This window comes from Lentzea flava (assembly GCF_014648475.1).
Classification (GTDB): Bacteria; Actinomycetota; Actinomycetes; order Mycobacteriales; family Pseudonocardiaceae; genus Lentzea; species Lentzea flava.
On sequence record NZ_BMRE01000042.1, the window covers coordinates 64,373 to 81,540 of the forward strand.

Genomic DNA, 17,168 nt, shown 5'->3' on the forward strand with positions numbered 1-17,168 from the left:
TCCTGCTCCGCTTCAACGCGCTGGGCGATGGCAGCGAGCGTGCCGAGGTAATCGCCGACCTCGTGCTCAACGACCTCTTCGCCGCGCGCATCGAGCAGCCGCCGGTACAAGCCGCCACGGCGCAGACGGAGCTCCTCGATCGCCGCGATGTGGTCGTCAACAGCCCGACGCGCGCCCTCGGCGTCGTACTCGCTGGCCACATGACTGATCCGCTCCACAGCGACCTTGAGGTCCGCCATGTCCGAGCGCGAGGACCCGACGACCGAGACGGCGAGCGGCGCAATGGCCTCGGGCAGCTTCGCCCGCACCTCCTTCAGGGCGCGGTCGGTGTGCGCGGTGACGAGCACACGCTTGCCCTGCGCGAGAAGATGCGACAGCAGGGCGGCGACGGTGTGAGTCTTGCCCGTTCCCGGAGGACCCTGCACAAGCACCTGCGCCTTCGCGTCGACCTGGGTGAGGACGCGCAGCTGGCGGTCGTTGACCGGCAACGGCAGGAAGGGCTCGGAGTCGAGGTCGACCAAGGCGCCGGGCTCGGGTGAGCTCTCCGTCGCCGGCCGGTGATCCGGATCCACCAGCGGAAGCAGCCCGTCCGGGACGACACCCGACTCGCCGATCTGCCCGGCGACCGAGTCGAGAATGTCGACGATCCCCTGCCGCGACCGCCTGCGCGGGATGACAGCGGGCGCGAACGCCGCCACAGCGTGCACGCCCGGCTTCTGCGGGTCGTCCTCGTCGAGGTACGCCGCCTCGCCGTCGAGGGCGTGCACCAGACGCCGCAGCACCCCGCCCACGTCGTCGCGATGCAGTACCGCGGAAGTCACCTCGCGGGCTTCGTTCCTGATCTGGACGACACGCTGCGGGTCAGCCACGCGACCGGGGTCGAGCATGTCCAGCTCGACGTTCAGGCCTTCCGCGGTCTCACTCGGCTGGAGGGTCAGCTCCCGGTGCTATCGTCGAAATGAACCACCGCAGGCACAGTCGCAATGTGACGCCGCACAACGTAGTGGCCGGGTGGCGCCCACGACAGGCATCCGACGCCGACGACCAACTCGAGTTCCTCGGCATGTCCAGCAGCGGGGACGTAGGCGGAGAACAGGCCGTTGTAGACGTTCCGCGCAGCTCGATCGATCTTCTTCCGCGCAGCCCACTCCGACCAGTGGTCATCCCCACTCCCCGTCCAGCCACGGCCGCAGTTCCGAGGCGGGCTCGGGTGGATCCTGGCGCGCGATCCGGTCCACCGTGAGCATGCAGTCGCCGATGGTGGGAGCGTTCTCGCGATGCGCAGAGCGGATCGCAGCGTGCTCGGGCAAATCCCCGAACCACAACACCGGTTCGTGGCTGTCTGTGGTGCGAGGCGGGTTGGACTTTAGCTGCTGACTCCGCGCGAGGAACTGGAAAAGCCGTACCGCTTGATCAACCGCCGTGCCCTGCGGACCCGGAGCAGCCCCACTGTTCGCCACTACCGTTCCTCCTTCTTCACCACCGAACAGGCCGTGGTGCACATCGCGGAGGAGGCACGCGGCGATACAGCCGACACCAGACCGTTATGCCGAGCAGATCAGTGGCACGAACTCAACAACCCGAGTCAGCGTTGGTGAGGTCTGCTACCGAAGAGGAACGAAGCGGTGAGTGACGTCCTCGCCATGTGGAAGGAAGTCCAGCAGGTCAGGTGACAACCTGATCGGGAGCACTTCAGTGCCGGTTCCGAATGACGTCGGCACGCCCTCGATGCCTCGGGCCACGTCCCTCACATGCCGGCGTTTGAGCGCGAGTTCGGCGACGTGGACGTCGGCGTGCCGGGCCGTCAGCACCTGAACCGGTGTCGCACCTGAGCGGAGGTGGTCGCGAACCCTGCTGTGGTAGCCGCGGCCGAACTTCACGAAGTCCCCGTACCGAACCAGGTAGAGCAGGTACGCATCCTCCGCACGGGCACGATGGGTGCGCGATCGCGGCTCCGGCGGGCACGTGGCGCACTCGTCGCGGCCGCGGGACATGACCTGAATCCGGCCGCACGCATCGTGACGGCCCCACGTGCCGTGGGACTTCGCCGTGTACTGATCGTCGGTCCAAGGCAGCCCGAGCACGTCACCCGCGATCACCGTCCAGCCCGGCTGTTCGAACTGCGCCAGCACGTCCACCAACGTGGTCACGGCCGCCAGTTGTGCTGCCTCACGCAGCGGGGCGCGGAACCCAGATGACGCGGCCAGTCGGACGAGGTCGATCTCCGGCGACGTGCGTTCGTCGAGGCACAGGTGACAACGCGTGGCCCAGCCCGCTGGACACGTCCGCTCCGCGCCGCACCAGCGGCAACGGCGGACCTGCAGCGGCGTACCGCGCGGCCGCTCGATCGACAGCACGGTCTCCATCTGATCCGCCACCAGCTGCGCACACGGCGGGCAGTGTGCGTGCCATGCGATGTCCCGCCCACGACCACGCCCACCCGGTGATCCGTGCACCGGACGCAGGCAGTTCGCGCAGGTCTTCTTGTTCGCGCGCATGAGATACCCCCCTCGACAAACGTTACCCACGCGCCCCAGCCGACTGAGCACGCGACTAGCGTCCCGGCAGGATCGAGAACAGGGAGGGTTCGTGAAGAGGCCGGCTGGACGGTGGCGGATCATCGAGATGGAGATGTGGGATCAGGAGGTCATCGACCTTGTCGGCCCTGGGTTCATCGAGTTCGCCAAGGATGGCACCGGCCGGTTTGGCTTTGTCGCGGTTGAGGGCTGGATGGACTGCCGGTGGATCGAGCGCGACGGCCGACCGTTCGTCGAATTCACCTGGGACGGCACCGACGAAGGCGATCAGATCAGCGGACGCGGCTGGGCCGCTCTGGCCGAGAACGGCACGCTGGCCGGACGCTTCTTCATGCACCTGGGCGACGAGTCAGGCTTCCGCGCGGTGCCGTCCACCAAGGGCAAGAAGCGCAACCAGCCTTGAACAGGCACCACGGGCCGAGATGCGTCCGCTGTCCACCCTCCTGACCGAACCCGATCGCGTCCAACGTCGCGACCGAGCAGTCGCCCGCAGCAGAAGCCGGTGCTGGTCGTGTAGGTGCGGGTGAGCGTGTAGGTCTGGGTAGTCATGCCGCTGATCTCGACCCAGCCGTTGACGTGCACACCGCCAAGCAAGAAAGTCATGTGATGCTTTGCACCACGACCAGCGCCCCACCGACGGCCGTCCGCAACCTTGACTGCAGTGACAACGCGCACTCCTGATCGACCGTCCCTCTCAGAAGAGGATAGTTATGATCGTCGATCGTGTTGACCTCGCGGCCGACGGCCGTTCCCGATGCCGTCGGTCCAGTGTGGACTACGCGCCGGCCTGAGCGAACGGTGCTCGGCGTGGTGCACAACGTCACGTCAGCGACCCGGCTCTTCGACGTCCTTCCTTTGCTGGCGACCGACCACCGCATCGAAGTGATCTTCACTTGCACGGAATCGTCCCCGTTCGCGGGGAATGTCGGCGCGCACTTCGAAAGCAATCGTGTGCGTCAGGTCGAATGGCCGGAGCTGGAAAATCGTCAGATCGATCTGGCGATATCGACAAGTCATGGCGGTCCGCTTCACGAACTGAACAGCCCGATAATCATTCTCCCCCACGGAATGGGATACAATAAGTACTTGGCCCGGAACCCGGAACCCGGTGTTCGGGCTGGATCCTGAGTGGTTGCTGTCAGACGGCGTGCCGATCGCATCAACACTGGTCTTCTCGCACGACGAGCAGATCGAGCGGCTGAGACACTCCTGCCCGGCGGCGCTGGACGTGGCCGTCGTCGCGGGTGACCCGTGTTTCGACCGGATGCTCGCGAGCGTCCGGCTGCGCCGCACGTATCGCGACGCGTTCGGTGTGCGGCCTGGGCAACAGCTGGTGTTCGTCTCGTCCACCTGGGGCCCGGAATCGCTGTTCGGCACCGCGCCGAGGTTGGTGCACGAGCTGAGCGCCGAGCTGCCGTTGGACGATTTCGTGGTCGCGGTTGCCCTGCACCCCAACATCTGGGCCCACCACTCTCCCTGGCAGATCGAGATGTGGCTCGACGAGTGCCGTCGGCGTGGGGTGGTGCTCGTGCCGGCGGAGGAGGGCTGGCGTGCGGGCCTGATCGCATCGGACCTGGTGATCGGCGATCACGGCTCAGTGACGTTCTACGGCGCCGCGTTGGGCAAGCCGGCGTTGCTGGCCGCGTGGCCGCATGACGCGGTCGACCCGGCCTCCCCGGTCGGCATGTTCGTCGCCGCCGCGGATCGGCTCGACCTCCATCGACCACTGGCTGAGCAGGTGCGCGCGGCGATCGAGCGCGGCCGGACCCATGAGGAGATCACCAGGTTCACGACGTCGGTTCCTGGTGAGGCCGCACGGCTGCTCCGCTCGGAGTTCTACCGTCTGCTCGACCTGCCGGAGCCCGAAACGCCTGCTGGCACTCGCGTCGTTCCTCTGCCTGAACTGTCGCCGCGTCGTCCGGTCGCAGAGGTCGTGAGCGCGGACCTGCTGATTACCGACGATCAGCTGTGTGCTGCCGTGGTGCGCTATGCCGCCGAGGTGGCGCCGTTGCCGGCGGGCGCGGGACTGATGGTCAGCACCGACGAACCCAGCTCAGCTCTCCTGGAGTTGGCTGACATCGTGGTGCACGACAGGCCGGGCGACGCGCACGGCTGGATCGTCGAGACGCTCGACGCGCTTCCAGGCGCCGTACTCGCAACAATGCCCGTCAACGGGACCACCTGGGTGGTGGGTGCGAGGGATGCCGGGTTCGTGGAGTTCACGTCGGCAGGCGGCGACGGCCGGGTCTGGTCGGCCGTCGTCCTGGCCTGGCTGCAGGCCGGCAGGGAAGCCGCCGACTTCCCTGCTCTCGTTCGCCTGCAAGCAGGTCAGTCCAACTCCGCAAGCCTTTGCCGGGTTGCCAGCGCGGAATGGAGCAGTCCGCGCTCCTCGTAGACCGTCAACGCTTCGCGGTACAGCTCGGTGGCCGCGTCACGGTCGGTTTCCAGCTGTGCCAATGCCTCCAGGATCTCGGCCCGATCGACGTGGAGCTTGTGTTCGGTCGCCAGTGCAAGCGCTTCCCGGAGTCGCTGGTCGCCTTCAGTGCCGAGTTTCCGTCCTTGCCACAGCAGCACTTTCGCCAGGTTCTGCGGTTCAGGAGCCGGTAGCGACCGGAAGCCCTCGTGGGCTCGCTGCAGCAGCACCAGTGCCTTCTCCGGCGGTTCCGGCTTGGCACCGTGCAAGCACGCCAGAGCGATTCGCCGCGGATCGCGCGTCGTTTCCGCCAGTTCCAGGTTGCGCTTCAACCACGCGGCCGACTGGGTGAGATCGCCGCTGTCGAACGCGGCCAGTCCCGCGCCTTCCAGTGCGGTGGCTGCCAGTTCCACGTTGCCGGCCCCCTCCGCGAGGCGGATCGCGGCTGTGCACGAGTCGACCGCGTCGCGGAACCGACCGAGGCCGCGATACGCGAAACCTTGCTGCACGAGCAGGAGCGCCTTCTCCCGATCCGCGTGCAGATGTTCCGCGGCGCGGAGTCCGAGTGCGTGGGTGGCCAGCAGGTCGTCGGCGTACTTCTCCGTCAGGAACAGCCACCACTGCGAGATGCACAGCCGCAGGACGGAATCCAGCTCGCCGAGTTCAGAAGCGACAGTCACGGCCGCGCGGAGGTTGACCCGCTCGGTGCGCAGCCACGTGCCGGGATCGGCTGACGCGGGATGCGCGCCGTCCACACTGGACGCGGGGAGGAACTCGGCGCGCCACGATCGCGGCGGCAGCAACCCGGCTGCCGCGGTGACCGCTCCCTTCACGTACCACTCGAGCATCGAGCGAGTGGCGGCGAGACGGTGCGCCTGGTCGTCGACGGTGCCGGCGACCAGACGCGCGTGTTCGTGCACCAGCTTGTGGACGGTCAGCCGGCCGGTGCGAGGCTGGTCGATCGTGCGCATGTCTCGAAGTTCACGGATCACCGGACGCAACGCCGCCTCGGAGTGCCCAGTGGCGGCCGCCAACACGGCGACGGACAGGTCATCGCCGTGCGGGTGGAGTCCGATCGCGCGGTAGCAGTGCTGGCCGACGCGGCTGAGCCTGCGGTATCCGGCGTCGAACACGGTGCCCAGCGACGGCTCGCCGCCCACGGTCACCCGCGTGATCCCCGTCGCCGGATCCTTCAGTTCGTCCACCAGCTCGGCCAGCGACACGTCTGGTGACTCCGCGAGCAGCACTCCCACCACGCACAGCGCGGCAGGCAGACCTGCGCACATGGCGACCAGGGCATCACGGGCCGAGGGCTCTCCGTCGACGCGGTTGCCGGCGAAGGCACGCAGCAGTTCGACGGCCATCTCGTCCTCGAGCGGCTCGACGTCCACGAGAGCAGCGTTGTGCTGCAGCAGCGAGCCGAACGCCCCGTGGCCGGTGACCACGACCAGGGAGGCGCCTCTGCCTGGAAGAAGCGCGCGCACCTGGGCGGGCGTCACGGCGTCGTCGAGCAACACCTGGAGGGACTTGCCGTGGGTCAATGATCGAAAGAGGCTGGCCCGTGCCTCGAGATCTACGGGGATCTGTGCCCGGTCCACACCGAGCGCGCCGAGGAATCCGGCGAGCACCTCACTCGGCGCGCTCACCTGGTCGGTCCACGCACCGAGGTTTGCGTAGAGCTGGCCATCAGGAAACCGATCCGCGCGGTGGTGCAGCCAGTGCACCGCGACCGTCGTCTTTCCACTACCCCGCTGGCCACGCAGCACCCTGATCACAGGACCCGCTGTGCTCACCGCGTCCAACGCGTCGTCGAGCGCGCCGAGCGTCCGCTCGTGGTTGACCAGCTTGGCGATGGCCGCAGGCAGCTGACGCGGCCGCGGCATCCGCACACCGTGGAAGTGGATCTCCCCGTCAGAGCCCGCCTGATCGCCCACCACGCCGCGCCTCCCACGCTCCGGCAAAGATCGATCCGGTCAGCCTATCGGTCTGGTGACGACGGCGGCACGCGTTGTGATCATTCGTCGGCGAGGTCCTTGCGCATGAGATCTCGCAGCGTACGGACGGCGTGGTGGAACTCCTCGTCGGCCTCTGTGACCGCCGGCGCCGTCGGCGGGTTGCTCAGCACGAGCTCAGACCACCGTTCGCCGGTGTCGAGCACAGCCGCGAGCGCCCCGTCGGCTAGTTCGGGAGCGTTCAGCTCGATGTACGCGGCAGCGTCGCGGAGTGTGGCCAGCGCCGCCTCGCCAGTGCCTGCGCCGGAACGCAAGGCCGGCCGCAGGGCGCGCGCCGCGACCAGGAACTTCGCATAGGTGTCTGCACGGTTCTGCTGGAGGCGCTCCTCACGCTTGGCACGCCGTTCGATCTCGGCGAGGCGGAAGGCGCGCACCGAGTTGAGCCACTGGGCTCCGAGCGCACCGAAGACGCTCAGCACGGCCACAAGCATCGTCACCCAGATCGGAGTCACGTGAGCACGGTACCGATTCGGTGATCACGTAGCCGAACGCCGGGTACGGTGAGCTGGAGTTGAGCGTCTGCGGGAGTGGATTGTGTCGTCAAGCCGGTGGCTGAAGGTGCCGCTCGGACCTCACGGTCCCCGGTGGCGGACTGTGGCCGCCGAACGTTCGGTGCTGGCCGTCGCCCACACGGTGACGGCGCTCAACCGGCTCGCCGACATCATTCCCGTGTTCGACAGTGATCAGCGGGTGCAGATCGTGTACACCTGTCCGCAGGCATCCGCCGTGACCAACGGCGTGGAGGAACACCTCGCCACAATGGGCGCACTGGTCATGCCGTGGGAACAGGCGATCATGACCGAGTTCGACCTGGCGTTGTCGGTACACAACAGTGGGAATCTGCACGACATCAACGCTCCACTCGCGGTTCTTTCGCACGGAATCGGCTACACTAAGCATTCGCCCCGAAACCCGAAACCCGAAACCCGAAACCCGAAACCCGAAACCCGAAACCCGAAACCCGAAACCCGAAACCGCTCCGTCTACGGCCTGTCCCGCGAATGGTTGGTGCGTGACGGCGCGGTAGTCCCTAGCGCAGTCGTGTTGTCACACGACGAGCAGTACGCTCGCCTGGCCGACGCGGTTCCCGAAGCACTGGGCTCCGCGGTGGTGGCCGGCGATCCGTGCTTCGACCGCATGGCGGTGAGCGAACCGCTGCGCCGCGACTACCGAAGCGCGCTGGGCGGGAACGACGACACCACGGTCGTCGTCGTGTCATCGACCTGGGGACCTGATTCCCTGCTGGGACGAAACCCGAATCTCATCGCCCACCTGCTCGCGGAACTGCCGGGCGACCGGCATGTCGTGGCTGCCGTACTCCACCCGAACACGTGGTTCGCGCACGGCCCCGCGCAGATCAGGGTGTGGCTCGGCGACTGTCTGCGGGCGGGACTGCGGCTCATACCTCCCGCCGAAGGCTGGCAGCAGGCAGTGCTGGCCGCCGACGTGGTGATCGGCGATTTCGGTGCGGTGACGGGGTATGCGGCGTGCGCGGGCCGAGCGACGCTACTCGCTTCGTTCCCCGAGAACCAGATCGCCGAGGGGTCCGCGATGGGCGAGCTGGGACGCACCGCATCGCGGCTGGACCCCGCGGCGGCGTTCCTCCCCCAGTTCGGCACCGCACTTGCGGACGCCGCGGCCGGCCAGTTCACCAAGGTCCGCGAGCTCACGACCTCACTACCCGGCTCCTCGGCAGCCGCGCTGAGAAAGGCCTTCTACGGCCTCCTGGAGCTACCCGAGCCACTGCGAGCACCGCTGGTCCCGCCATATCCCACAGACGCGTTGCTGCCTGAACGCATGCCGGTCACCGCGTGGTGGGTCACAGCACGATGGCACAGCGAACACGAGGCCGAAGTGACGAGGTGGCCGGCGGACGTCGACGCCCGCGACGAGCAGCCTCCGAACACGATCGACCGGCACCTGGTCGTGGAGCAGACACATCCACGCCGAGACCTCCACGGCAACGCGACCGTCGTGGTGGCCGGCCACCTGCGCGAGGCTGCCGAGATCTTCGCCGCTCGCCCGGCGTGCCGGCTGGTCGTCACAGGCGAGGAAGTCGTCCACCGCGACAAAGGCGTTGTCACGCACGGTTTGTCTGATGTGGACACTTCCGTCGCGTGCGCCTCCGCCCTCTACGCCTGGATCTCGGCCGGCCGCACGTGGGAGGCGCTACCCGGCAACGCGGTGCTGCGGATCGGCGGCCGGCGGATCGAGGTGGTGCTCAGCCGGCCGCACCTTCCGCCTCAACCTGCTTCAGGAGTGTGTCCACCACATCCGTCTCCGCGTCCCCCAGCATGATGTACAGCTCCTTGGCCGACCGCAGAGCCGCGGCAGCGCCGTCGAGGTCGCGGCTGGCCCTCTTGGCCACGCCCACCTGGCGCAGGGCACCGGCTTCGGCACGAATGGCCTGGTCGCGGGAGAACAGCGCGGCCGCCTGCTCGTAGTGCCGGGCGGCTTCGGCAGGATCGCCTGCGCCGAGGGCGGAACCCCCGAGCACGAGCAGGCACTTGGCGTGGTTGTCGGTCTCACCGGCCGACTCGAAGTACCCGATCACGCCGGCCGCCACGCTCGCCGCACGGTCCCACTCCTGCAGCTTCACCCACGCTCTCGCACGCTGCAGGGCCAGCAGCGCCAGCATCCGGATCCGCTGCCGCTCCGGAATCGCGTGCTCGGACCGTTCGACCACCGACTCGGACTCGTCGAAGCAGCGGAACGCCGTCTCCAGGTCGCTCTCGGCGGCAGCGGTCTTGCCGAGCCACTCCCACGCGCTCTGCTCGCCGAGCCGGTGACCCGCCTCGATCGCCGCACGCAACGAGGCCTCGAAGTCCTGCCGCGCACGCGTCGTGTTCCCGGCGGCGAGATGGGCAGCGCCCCGTTGCGAGGTGACCTGCATCAGGCCCGTCACGGTGCCGCTCGCCTCGGCGGAGGAGACTCCGAGCTCGTGGCTGTCGAGCCACACGTCGACATGCCCGTGCAGGTGCAGGTACTTGAAGATCGCGACGCAGAGCTGCCACGCGATGTCATGCAGGTTCTGCTCGTGCGCGGCGCGCACACACGCGACGACCGAGGTCCACTCGACGTCGAACCAGGCCGTGGCGTCGTTCCGCGGCAGCGGAGCCGGGCCGGACGCGACGTACCGGTCGAACTCGGGACCGACCCGCCATCGGTTCGCCAGGGCCGCGTCACGCGCGATCGCCTCGCGGAGGTACCACGTCGTGATCCTTTCGACCGCCGACCTGACGACATCGGGACCGTCGACCTCCTGCGCCAGGCGCAGGGCGTGCGCGCGCACGATCCGGTAGAACGAATACCTGTCCCGATCAACGTCGTGAACGAGCAGGTTGAGATCGGACAGCTCGTCGAGCACCTGTTCGGCCCGATCACGATCGACGTCCAGCGCCACCGCCGCAGCGCCGATCCCGAACGTCGGGCCGGGCAGCAGTGCGAGCCGGCGGAGCGCGAGCTGCAGATCCCGCACCAGGCTGAAGGTCGCGTTCAGGAAGCGCGTCACGCGTTGCGAATGGTCCATGGCCAGCAGGGCCTCGTCCGAGGCCCGCAACTCCCGCAGATAACGCTCCACGGCACGCTGAGGACGCCTCACCAGCTGCGCACCGAGAATCCGGATCAACAGCGGGAAGCCGTCGCAGATCTCAGTCAGCTCGTCGATGACAGCGGCAGGCAAGTCGGCCGCACCCGGACCCATGCAGGCGAGGAGCAGTTCCCTCGACTCCGCACGCGGCAGTTTGCTCAACGGCACGTCGGCGAAATCGTGCTGGAACAGCTCCCGGAGCATCGCCCGAGCAGTCACCACCACCGCCGCCTCCGGCGACGAGTTGGGGATCAGCCTCGTGACCTGCTCCGCACTCGCCACATCCCTGATCAGCATCAGGAACCGCTTGCCGGCGGACAGCCGCTGAAACGCCTCCGCACGGGCAGCATCCGAACTGGCCAGGTCCGCGTCCATCACACCCAGACCACGCAGCGCCTGACCCAGCATCTCCCCCTGCTGCACCAGCTTGCCGTCCGGCTGACGGGCAGCCACCTCGATGTAGGCGTCGTCGAACTCCGACCGGTGCTCGTGGAAGAACTCACTGGCCAAGCTCGTACGCCCGATGCCATCCGGGCCGTGCAAGTACACCAGGCAAGGGCGTCCCTCAGCCCGCCGCTCGCCCAGCAGTCTGCTCATTTCCCTCTGCGCACCGACACGGTTCAGAAACGGACGAGCACGACGCGGCCCGACTACGACGCTCCCCACTTGCCCTCCCCGGAGCAACATGATCAGAAGGGCCACAGTAACGCCCGACCGAACGTCCCCGCCGGAGATCGGCATCCCGTAGCGAGACATGCCCGCAACGACATGGGACCGAATCACTCCAGGTTCCAGTCGACTGGTTCGACACTGATGGCCGCCAGAGCACGACCGGATCATCCGCCCGGCGTAGCCCTGCCGGATGGCGTGCACATGTCCCAAGCCCGCCGCGGCCGTCAACGCGATGCGCGGGTCGTTTGGACGGCTCCGGCACCGGGCGACCTCGTCGTGGCCGGTCGACCGGGGAGGAAGAGTCATGGCCACGACCCTCGACTGACACCAGGTCCATGATCCTCACGACCTCCACACCGAGGTCGAAGCCCAACTCGACGTGGCTGCCGCGGAAGCCACCCGCCGGTGCAAAGGCATGGCGGACTACCAGGCCGTCCGGCAAGCCGTGTCCGACGCCTACCGCCGGCTGTCCCGCGAGGCCAAGTTCCAGAACTTCCTGCCGATCCTCGCCGCCAGGGCCGCGCACCGGAAGCTGTGCGGATCGTGAACAGAGCGCGGCGATCGCACCCCGTGTACGGCATGGCCGAGCTGCTCGGTCGCGACCAGGTGCAGTCACCGCGGCTTCCCAGGTGCGACGGCGCCTGCGTCTTTGCCTGTCTGTTGCCGGATCAGTGCACCACGACCAGGTAATGCCGTATCCGGCGAGCGCGGCGCACAACACATAGCTCGCGGCGGGCACCACACGGTGGCCGCAAGAAGCCGCGGCCAGCCCTGCGGCGACACCGGCCACCGCGACCACCAGGACACCCGCGGTGCCCTGGGCCGCGGTCCGCCCAGCCAGCGCGCCGACCAGCTCGGCTGCGGGCAGGGTGAGAAGCCAGGCGACGACCATGCGCCCCGCCACGGTCCAGCGCACCACGGCCAGCCGCTTGCCCACTCCGGCACCGACCACACCACTCGCACACACGTGCGTCGTGAACAGCGCGAAACCCAGCTGCGACGACGTGAGGATCACCGTCGCCGCGGCCGATTCCGCCGCGACCCACGTCGCCCCGATCAGGCCACCGAACAACGCGTGCGACGAGCTGGACGGCAAGCCCAGAAGCCAGGTCGCCAGGTTCCACACCACTGCCCCGACGAGCCCGCTGAACACGACCGCGGGCCCGATCCGGCTCTCGTCGACCAGCCCACTGGAGATCGTTCGCGCGACTTCGATCGACAGGAGCGCACCGACCAGGTTCAGCGCCGCCGACACCCCACCGCGACCCGCGGCGACAACGCACCGGTCGCGATCGACGTGGCCATCGCGTTGGCGGTGTCGTGAAACCCGTTGGTGAAGTCGAACACCAACGCCGTGACCACCACGACCACAACAATGACTTCCATGCCCGGCCGAGTTTCCGCGCCGGATGAACGCACGCGTACCTCGAGGTGAACTTCGCAGCACGACTGCCGCTCAACCCGCCGTGCGGCGCGGCAACCGCCGAGCGCCTCGCCGAGCACACCGCCAAGATCCGGACCGAGAGCCAGCCTGGCCACGGCAACACAGCAGTGGCGTCGATCCAACTACTCCGCGCTGACGTGTCGCAGGTAGGCCCTGGACGTCAGAACCCGTTCGAGCTCCTGAGACACATGTCCACCGTCACCTGGCCGCGTCGTAACGCTGCCGTGCCGCCATGACGTCCGGCATTTGCGACTCGACGTCCTTGATGAGTCCGAGCAGCAACTCGGCGGTGTGCCTGCCCCGGTCGGTCAGGCTGTACTCCACCTTGGGCGGGATCGACGTCTGCGCCTCGCGGTGGACGAACCCGTCCCGCTCCAGCGCCTGCAGTGTCTGGGCGAGCATCTTCTCGCTCACGCCGTCGACCCGGCGGCGCAGCTGGTTGAACCGGAACGTGCCCTCGTACAGGGCAACCATCGCCAGCGTGCCCCACTTGCCGGTCAGGTGCTCCAGCGTCGAACGCGACGGGCAGCGCTGCGCGAACACGTCGAACACGAACTTGTCGTGCTCGTCCTCGGGCGTCGCCACATCAGTCACACCACCCATACTACCCAATACGCCGCACGTTCCAAGAGACGGTACTCACTTGGGGGTTGCACTTTCGAAAAGTTTGTACAAACTTGAAGCAAGTACAGACGCGAAGGAGAACCCCTGATGATCGTCGTCACCGGTGCCACCGGACACCTCGGCCGCCTGGTCGTGGAAGCGCTCGTGCAGAAGGTCCCGGCGGACCAGGTCGTCGCCGCCGTGCGGAACCCGGAGAAGGCTGCCGGCCTGGCCGCGCTCGGCGTACAGGTGCGCACCGCCGACTACGACCAGCCCTCCACGCTGACCGAGGCGTTCGCGGGCGCGGACAAGGTGCTGCTGGTCTCCGGCAGCGAGGTCGGCCGCCGCGTTGCCCAGCACACCGCCGCCGTGCAGGCCGCCAAGGCCGCCGGCGTGACGCACCTCATCTACACCAGCATCCTGCGCGCCGACACCAGCACCATCGGCCTGGCTTCGGAGCACAAGGCCACCGAGGACGTCGTCCGCGACTCGGGCATCCCGTTCACGTTCCTCCGCAACAGCTGGTACACCGAGAACTACGAGCAGGCCGTCGCCCAGGCCGTGGCGACCGGGGCCGTGCTCGGCAGCGCGGGCGAGGGCAAGGCCGGCGGCGTGCCGCGTGAGGACTACGCCGGCGCCGCGGTCGAGGTGCTCATCGGCACCGGCCACGAGAACAAGGTCTACGAGCTCGCCGCCGACGAGGCGTGGAGCTACACCGATCTCGCCGAGGCGATCGCCCGGATCTCCGGCAAGCCGGTCTCCTACCAGGACGTCCCCGCCGAGCAGCACCGGAGCATCCTGGTCGGCGCCGGACTGCCCGAGTTCGTCGCGGACATGCTCGTCGACGCCGACCGCGCGATCGCGGCCGGCGAGCTGGCCTCCGACAGCGGCGACCTGCGCGCACTGCTCGGCCGCCCCACCACGCCCCTGGACACCGCGGTCACCGCGCTGCTCAAGAACCTCGGCTGACCCCGGCGAACCCGAGGAGACGATCATGGAAACGAGCAGGACCAAGGTAGTGCTCGGCGTGCTGGCCGCGATCGTGCTGGCCTCCGCCGCCAACACCGCGGTGTCCGCCGCCGCCCAGGCGCTGGGCGCCTCGTCCGCGGTGGTCCAGGGCCTCACGCCCCAGGCCTACGTGTTCCTCACCGCGGTCGGCGTGGTCGTGGCCGCCGTGGCCTGGACCCTGATCCGACGCAAGGCCGCCAGGCCCAACGCCGTGCTGCGCAAGCTGGTACCGATCGTCGTCGCCGTGTCGCTGTTGGCCGATGTGCCGCTGTTCGCCATCCCCGGCGCGAGCCCGATCGGCGTGGTGGCCCTCATGCTGATGCACGTCATGGTCTCCGCGGTCGCGGTGCCGATCTTCCGCACCGTGCTGCCGCTGCCCGCGGACAAGCCCCAGGGCGCCGGCGTCCGCGCCTGATCACCGAACCGGGCCGGGCGCCACCGGGCTTGCCCGATGGCGCCTACGCCGCATCGCCATCGGCGGAGCCAGCGCGGGCGGGGGAATCACCGCCGCCCTCGCACTGCTCGCCCACGACCGCGCCGAGATCCGGCCCGTGTTCCCACTGCTCGTCTACCCGATGCCCGAATGCCTGGCGCTGGAGCGCTCTCACCGAGTTCGTCGTGTCGCCGCTCCCGAAGTTGCCATCCTCGCTGGGGACGGACACCCAGCAGTGAGCGCGATGTGCACGACGATGCCCAGACGGTTGTCACATGGTTCTCAAGGCACGATGTGTGGTGGACCGTCAGCGTCACGGTCAGCAGGATGCGCAGTTGTGTTTGGAAACCACTTGGTAGGCGCCGTCCAATGAGTACACGCGGTGCCATATTGTGCCCTTCCAACAGTCCATCTAGGACCGTTAGGGCAGCTTTGCTGGATGTGATGCAACGGGGGTGGAGAGACGGCTAAGGTGAAACATTGTCATGTGCCACAAAGGCGTGACGACGAGCCGTTTCGAGGGCGTCACCATCTTCTATGCCGAGGTTGCCGACTATGCCAACGCCTGGTTTTCCTCCGAATACGCTTGACTCCGAGGGGATCCGATCTGGATCAGCGAGTTGGCCAGCGACGAGAACCCGAACCATACCGTGCACGTCGTGAGTGGTCTCGAGCCGGCAGAAGCGCTGGAAATCCTGGGTGCCAAGCCACGGTTGTTCCAGCCCTGTGAGTTGCCTGACGGAAAGCCAGACAGGTGGACGTCCCTGCCTGCTGCAGCTCTTGGTATCGAATCGGGGGCTTCTGGCGCATTGTTGGCGGGACGCATCGGTGAGTGGACATTCGTTTACGACGACTCCATGGCCACCGACCACCTAAGCACACCGTCGCTCTCCGCCAACGGCCGATCAGCGGCCACAAGCATGTTCTCCATACACGCGAATGCCAGTCTCTCTTACTTTGTCAACTCCGAACAGCTCGCCTGGATCGACATCCACGACGATCTCGAAGAAAACCTTCCCAGCATGCCTGCCGACCTGCGCGCGGCATTTGACGCGGCCGGCATCTTCGGGCTCGATGGCGATGTCGAACCTGGTAAGCACGACGATGCCATTCTCATGCGCGCCGTTTGTGCACTGGCAGGACTCACGTGCACTTTGAGCGACCTGCGCCGAATCCCGCTCCTGGTTACCGCATTCGGCTGACCTGAACAAGCGTCGCACTCCTCTTTAGGGAAGACGCGAGTGGTGGCTGTCAGGAACCTTTCTCTAACGTAGCCCGCTAATGCTGCGGTCGGCCGGGTGCGGTGGCCGCTGGAGCCGCGGCCTGTGTGGTGTTCGCCGGGAACAGCGCACCCGGCACCAGATCAAGCGTGGTGGCCGGCACCGCCTTCCGGTGGGGACAAGTCCGGCACCCGGTCCCCGAAGGGGCGGATGGTGTGGGTGATGTAGGGGGAGATTGTGGCCAGGTCGTCGGTGTCGATCAGGTGCCCGTCGTCGTGAGCGTTCGCTGCGGCGGTGATGTCGCAGGCGTTGGAGTAGATCACGCTGTTGGTGAGCAGCTCGTTGAACTTGATGATCTTCTCCTGGCAGTCCGCGGCGTTGCGCTAGGTCTCCTCGCCACGGAAGCGCAGCCAGGGCGGAGAACCCGTGGAATGCTTCGGCCTTGATCGCGGTGATCTGTTCCCGCGGCTGCGCGTCGCCGAGGAACCGAGCAACGTGTGGTGTGCGACGAACTGTCGGCACGTGGGCTTCGAGTCGTGGCTGTAACGTGACCACGTCATCCGCCTGGACTTCGCGGCCGATGTCGTTGGTCTGGCCTCGCAGCCGTTCTGGCTGAGCTGGGGCGACGGCCGCCGCGGTCGTCGGCACGCTCCGGATTACGTCGCCCGCTTGGCCGACGGGACCGGTCTGGTGATCGACTGCCGCCCTGTTGGCCGGATCAAGCCAGCTGACGCCGCCGCGTTCGCGGCGACCGAGCGGGCTTGCGCCGAGGTCGGCTGGCGCTACGAGCTCGCGCATGAGCAGGACCCGGTCCTGATGGCGAACCTGCGGTGGCTGGCCGGCTACCGCCACGCCCGTTGCCGTCGCGGCAGCTGCTCTCGAGGCCGCGATCGTCCCGCACCGGCTGCTGGAGCTGGCGAGGTTGCTCGGTGATCCGCTGGCCACGCTGCCGGTGATCTTCCATCTGTTGTGGTGTTCGGAGCTGGAGACGAACTTGTCGGTGTTGCTGCACGAGAACGCCCTCGTCGCGGTCCCGCTGCCGACCGGTGGTCTGCGGTGAGCCTGGCCGGTCAGTCGCTGCGGCCGGGAGACCAGGTCCGGTTCGACGACGAGATCTGGACGGTGACCGCGGTCGGCAGTTCGGTCCGATTGACCGGTGAGGCCGGTCGCGCGCGGAGCTAGACGAGTAAGTCCTAGCTGATCAGTGGTCGTAGGCGATCAGTGATCGAGTGATGGG

The 17,168-nt window shown here is 67.8% G+C and carries 18 protein-coding genes and 3 pseudogenes; 12 read left to right on the forward strand and 9 right to left on the reverse strand.

The window, feature by feature from the left end; all coding sequences use genetic code 11:
- Nucleotides 1–254: 254 nt before the first annotated feature.
- Nucleotides 255–572: pseudogene (locus IEZ09_RS47995) on the reverse strand (AAA domain-containing protein); the annotation flags it as partial.
- On the opposite strand from IEZ09_RS47995, the gene IEZ09_RS46880 reads away from it, so the two are divergent.
- Nucleotides 558–962 carry a hypothetical protein gene (locus IEZ09_RS46880; RefSeq protein ID WP_229813203.1) on the forward strand — a complete coding sequence of 135 codons (405 nt, stop codon included), beginning with the start codon at nt 558–560 and terminating at the stop codon, nt 960–962. The pseudogene IEZ09_RS47995 and the gene IEZ09_RS46880 sit on opposite strands and share 15 nt — an antisense overlap.
- A gap of 642 nt (nt 963–1,604) precedes the next feature.
- On the opposite strand, the gene IEZ09_RS34145 is transcribed toward IEZ09_RS46880, so the two are convergent.
- Nucleotides 1,605–2,498, reverse strand: a complete 894-nt coding sequence (locus IEZ09_RS34145) for a hypothetical protein (protein ID WP_229813204.1) — start codon at nt 2,496–2,498, stop codon at nt 1,605–1,607.
- 91 nt (nt 2,499–2,589) lie between these two features.
- Between IEZ09_RS34145 and IEZ09_RS34150 the strand changes: the two genes are divergently transcribed.
- Nucleotides 2,590–2,940 carry a hypothetical protein gene (locus IEZ09_RS34150; RefSeq protein ID WP_229813205.1) on the forward strand — a complete coding sequence of 117 codons (351 nt, stop codon included), beginning with the start codon at nt 2,590–2,592 and terminating at the stop codon, nt 2,938–2,940.
- Between the two features lie 422 nt (nt 2,941–3,362).
- On the opposite strand, the gene IEZ09_RS34155 is transcribed toward IEZ09_RS34150, so the two are convergent.
- Nucleotides 3,363–3,569, reverse strand: a complete 207-nt coding sequence (locus tag IEZ09_RS34155; protein ID WP_189257941.1) for a hypothetical protein — start codon at nt 3,567–3,569, stop codon at nt 3,363–3,365.
- A gap of 100 nt (nt 3,570–3,669) precedes the next feature.
- On the opposite strand from IEZ09_RS34155, the gene IEZ09_RS34160 reads away from it, so the two are divergent.
- Nucleotides 3,670–4,932, forward strand: a complete 1,263-nt coding sequence (locus tag IEZ09_RS34160; RefSeq protein WP_229813206.1) for a CDP-glycerol glycerophosphotransferase family protein — start codon at nt 3,670–3,672, stop codon at nt 4,930–4,932.
- Here IEZ09_RS34160 and IEZ09_RS34165 read toward each other — a convergent pair.
- Together IEZ09_RS34165 and IEZ09_RS34170 are read right to left on the reverse strand one after the other, a co-directional pair.
- The gene (locus IEZ09_RS34165) at nt 4,866–6,887 is read right to left on the reverse strand and encodes an NB-ARC domain-containing protein (protein ID WP_189257943.1); all 2,022 of its coding nucleotides are present in this window, start codon (nt 6,885–6,887) and stop codon (nt 4,866–4,868) included. The genes IEZ09_RS34160 and IEZ09_RS34165 overlap by 67 nt on opposite strands.
- A 77-nt stretch (nt 6,888–6,964) precedes the next feature.
- A complete protein-coding gene (locus IEZ09_RS34170) occupies nt 6,965–7,414 on the reverse strand; it encodes a hypothetical protein (RefSeq protein ID WP_189257944.1) in 450 nt (149 codons plus the stop codon).
- A gap of 142 nt (nt 7,415–7,556) precedes the next feature.
- Here IEZ09_RS34170 and IEZ09_RS34175 point away from each other — a divergent pair, with 142 nt between their 5' ends.
- Nucleotides 7,557–9,260 (forward strand): hypothetical protein, encoded by a 1,704-nt coding sequence (locus IEZ09_RS34175; RefSeq protein ID WP_189257945.1) that lies wholly within the window; start codon nt 7,557–7,559, stop codon nt 9,258–9,260.
- On the opposite strand, the gene IEZ09_RS34180 is transcribed toward IEZ09_RS34175, so the two are convergent.
- Nucleotides 9,184–11,148 carry an NB-ARC domain-containing protein gene (locus IEZ09_RS34180; protein WP_189257946.1) on the reverse strand — a complete coding sequence of 655 codons (1,965 nt, stop codon included), beginning with the start codon at nt 11,146–11,148 and terminating at the stop codon, nt 9,184–9,186. The genes IEZ09_RS34175 and IEZ09_RS34180 overlap by 77 nt on opposite strands.
- A 454-nt stretch (nt 11,149–11,602) precedes the next feature.
- Between IEZ09_RS34180 and IEZ09_RS47540 the strand changes: the two genes are divergently transcribed.
- Entirely contained in the window at nt 11,603–11,770 is a 168-nt protein-coding gene (locus IEZ09_RS47540) for a three-helix bundle dimerization domain-containing protein (RefSeq protein ID WP_368856205.1), read from the forward strand.
- A gap of 219 nt (nt 11,771–11,989) precedes the next feature.
- Here IEZ09_RS47540 and IEZ09_RS34185 read toward each other — a convergent pair.
- Nucleotides 11,990–12,609, reverse strand: a pseudogene (locus tag IEZ09_RS34185) (inorganic phosphate transporter); the annotation flags it as partial.
- A 256-nt stretch (nt 12,610–12,865) separates the two neighbouring features.
- A complete protein-coding gene (locus IEZ09_RS34190; protein ID WP_189257947.1) occupies nt 12,866–13,270 on the reverse strand; it encodes a winged helix-turn-helix transcriptional regulator in 405 nt (134 codons plus the stop codon).
- Between the two features lie 108 nt (nt 13,271–13,378).
- On the opposite strand from IEZ09_RS34190, the gene IEZ09_RS34195 reads away from it, so the two are divergent.
- The 4 genes and pseudogenes from IEZ09_RS34195 to IEZ09_RS34210 all read left to right on the forward strand — a co-directional run bounded on the left by IEZ09_RS34195 (nt 13,379) and on the right by IEZ09_RS34210 (nt 15,913).
- Nucleotides 13,379–14,239: an SDR family oxidoreductase gene (locus tag IEZ09_RS34195; protein ID WP_189257948.1), complete on the forward strand. Its 861-nt coding sequence runs from the start codon at nt 13,379–13,381 to the stop codon at nt 14,237–14,239.
- A gap of 25 nt (nt 14,240–14,264) precedes the next feature.
- Nucleotides 14,265–14,693: a DUF6069 family protein gene (locus IEZ09_RS34200; RefSeq protein WP_189257949.1), complete on the forward strand. Its 429-nt coding sequence runs from the start codon at nt 14,265–14,267 to the stop codon at nt 14,691–14,693.
- A 49-nt stretch (nt 14,694–14,742) separates the two neighbouring features.
- Nucleotides 14,743–15,084 (forward strand): annotated as a pseudogene (locus tag IEZ09_RS46885) (alpha/beta hydrolase fold domain-containing protein); the annotation flags it as partial.
- Between the two features lie 238 nt (nt 15,085–15,322).
- The gene (locus IEZ09_RS34210) at nt 15,323–15,913 is read left to right on the forward strand and encodes a hypothetical protein (protein ID WP_268247669.1); all 591 of its coding nucleotides are present in this window, start codon (nt 15,323–15,325) and stop codon (nt 15,911–15,913) included.
- Nucleotides 15,914–16,074: 161 nt separating this feature from the next.
- Here IEZ09_RS34210 and IEZ09_RS46890 read toward each other — a convergent pair whose 3' ends face one another.
- Nucleotides 16,075–16,254, reverse strand: coding sequence for a transposase (locus IEZ09_RS46890; protein WP_229813209.1), 180 nt, complete (start codon nt 16,252–16,254; stop codon nt 16,075–16,077).
- A gap of 235 nt (nt 16,255–16,489) precedes the next feature.
- On the opposite strand from IEZ09_RS46890, the gene IEZ09_RS48000 reads away from it, so the two are divergent.
- From IEZ09_RS48000 to IEZ09_RS46900, 3 genes are read left to right on the forward strand one after another with little or no spacing between them, the layout of a single operon-like run.
- Nucleotides 16,490–16,864 (forward strand): TnsA-like heteromeric transposase endonuclease subunit, encoded by a 375-nt coding sequence (locus IEZ09_RS48000; RefSeq protein ID WP_368856206.1) that lies wholly within the window; start codon nt 16,490–16,492, stop codon nt 16,862–16,864.
- Nucleotides 16,854–16,991, forward strand: coding sequence for a hypothetical protein (locus IEZ09_RS46895; protein WP_229813210.1), 138 nt, complete (start codon nt 16,854–16,856; stop codon nt 16,989–16,991). The genes IEZ09_RS48000 and IEZ09_RS46895 overlap by 11 nt, the downstream gene beginning before the upstream one ends.
- Entirely contained in the window at nt 16,988–17,113 is a 126-nt protein-coding gene (locus IEZ09_RS46900; protein ID WP_229813211.1) for a PTS glucitol/sorbitol transporter subunit IIA, read from the forward strand. Before IEZ09_RS46895 ends, IEZ09_RS46900 begins: the two co-directional genes overlap by 4 nt.
- Nucleotides 17,114–17,168: the final 55 nt, after the last annotated feature.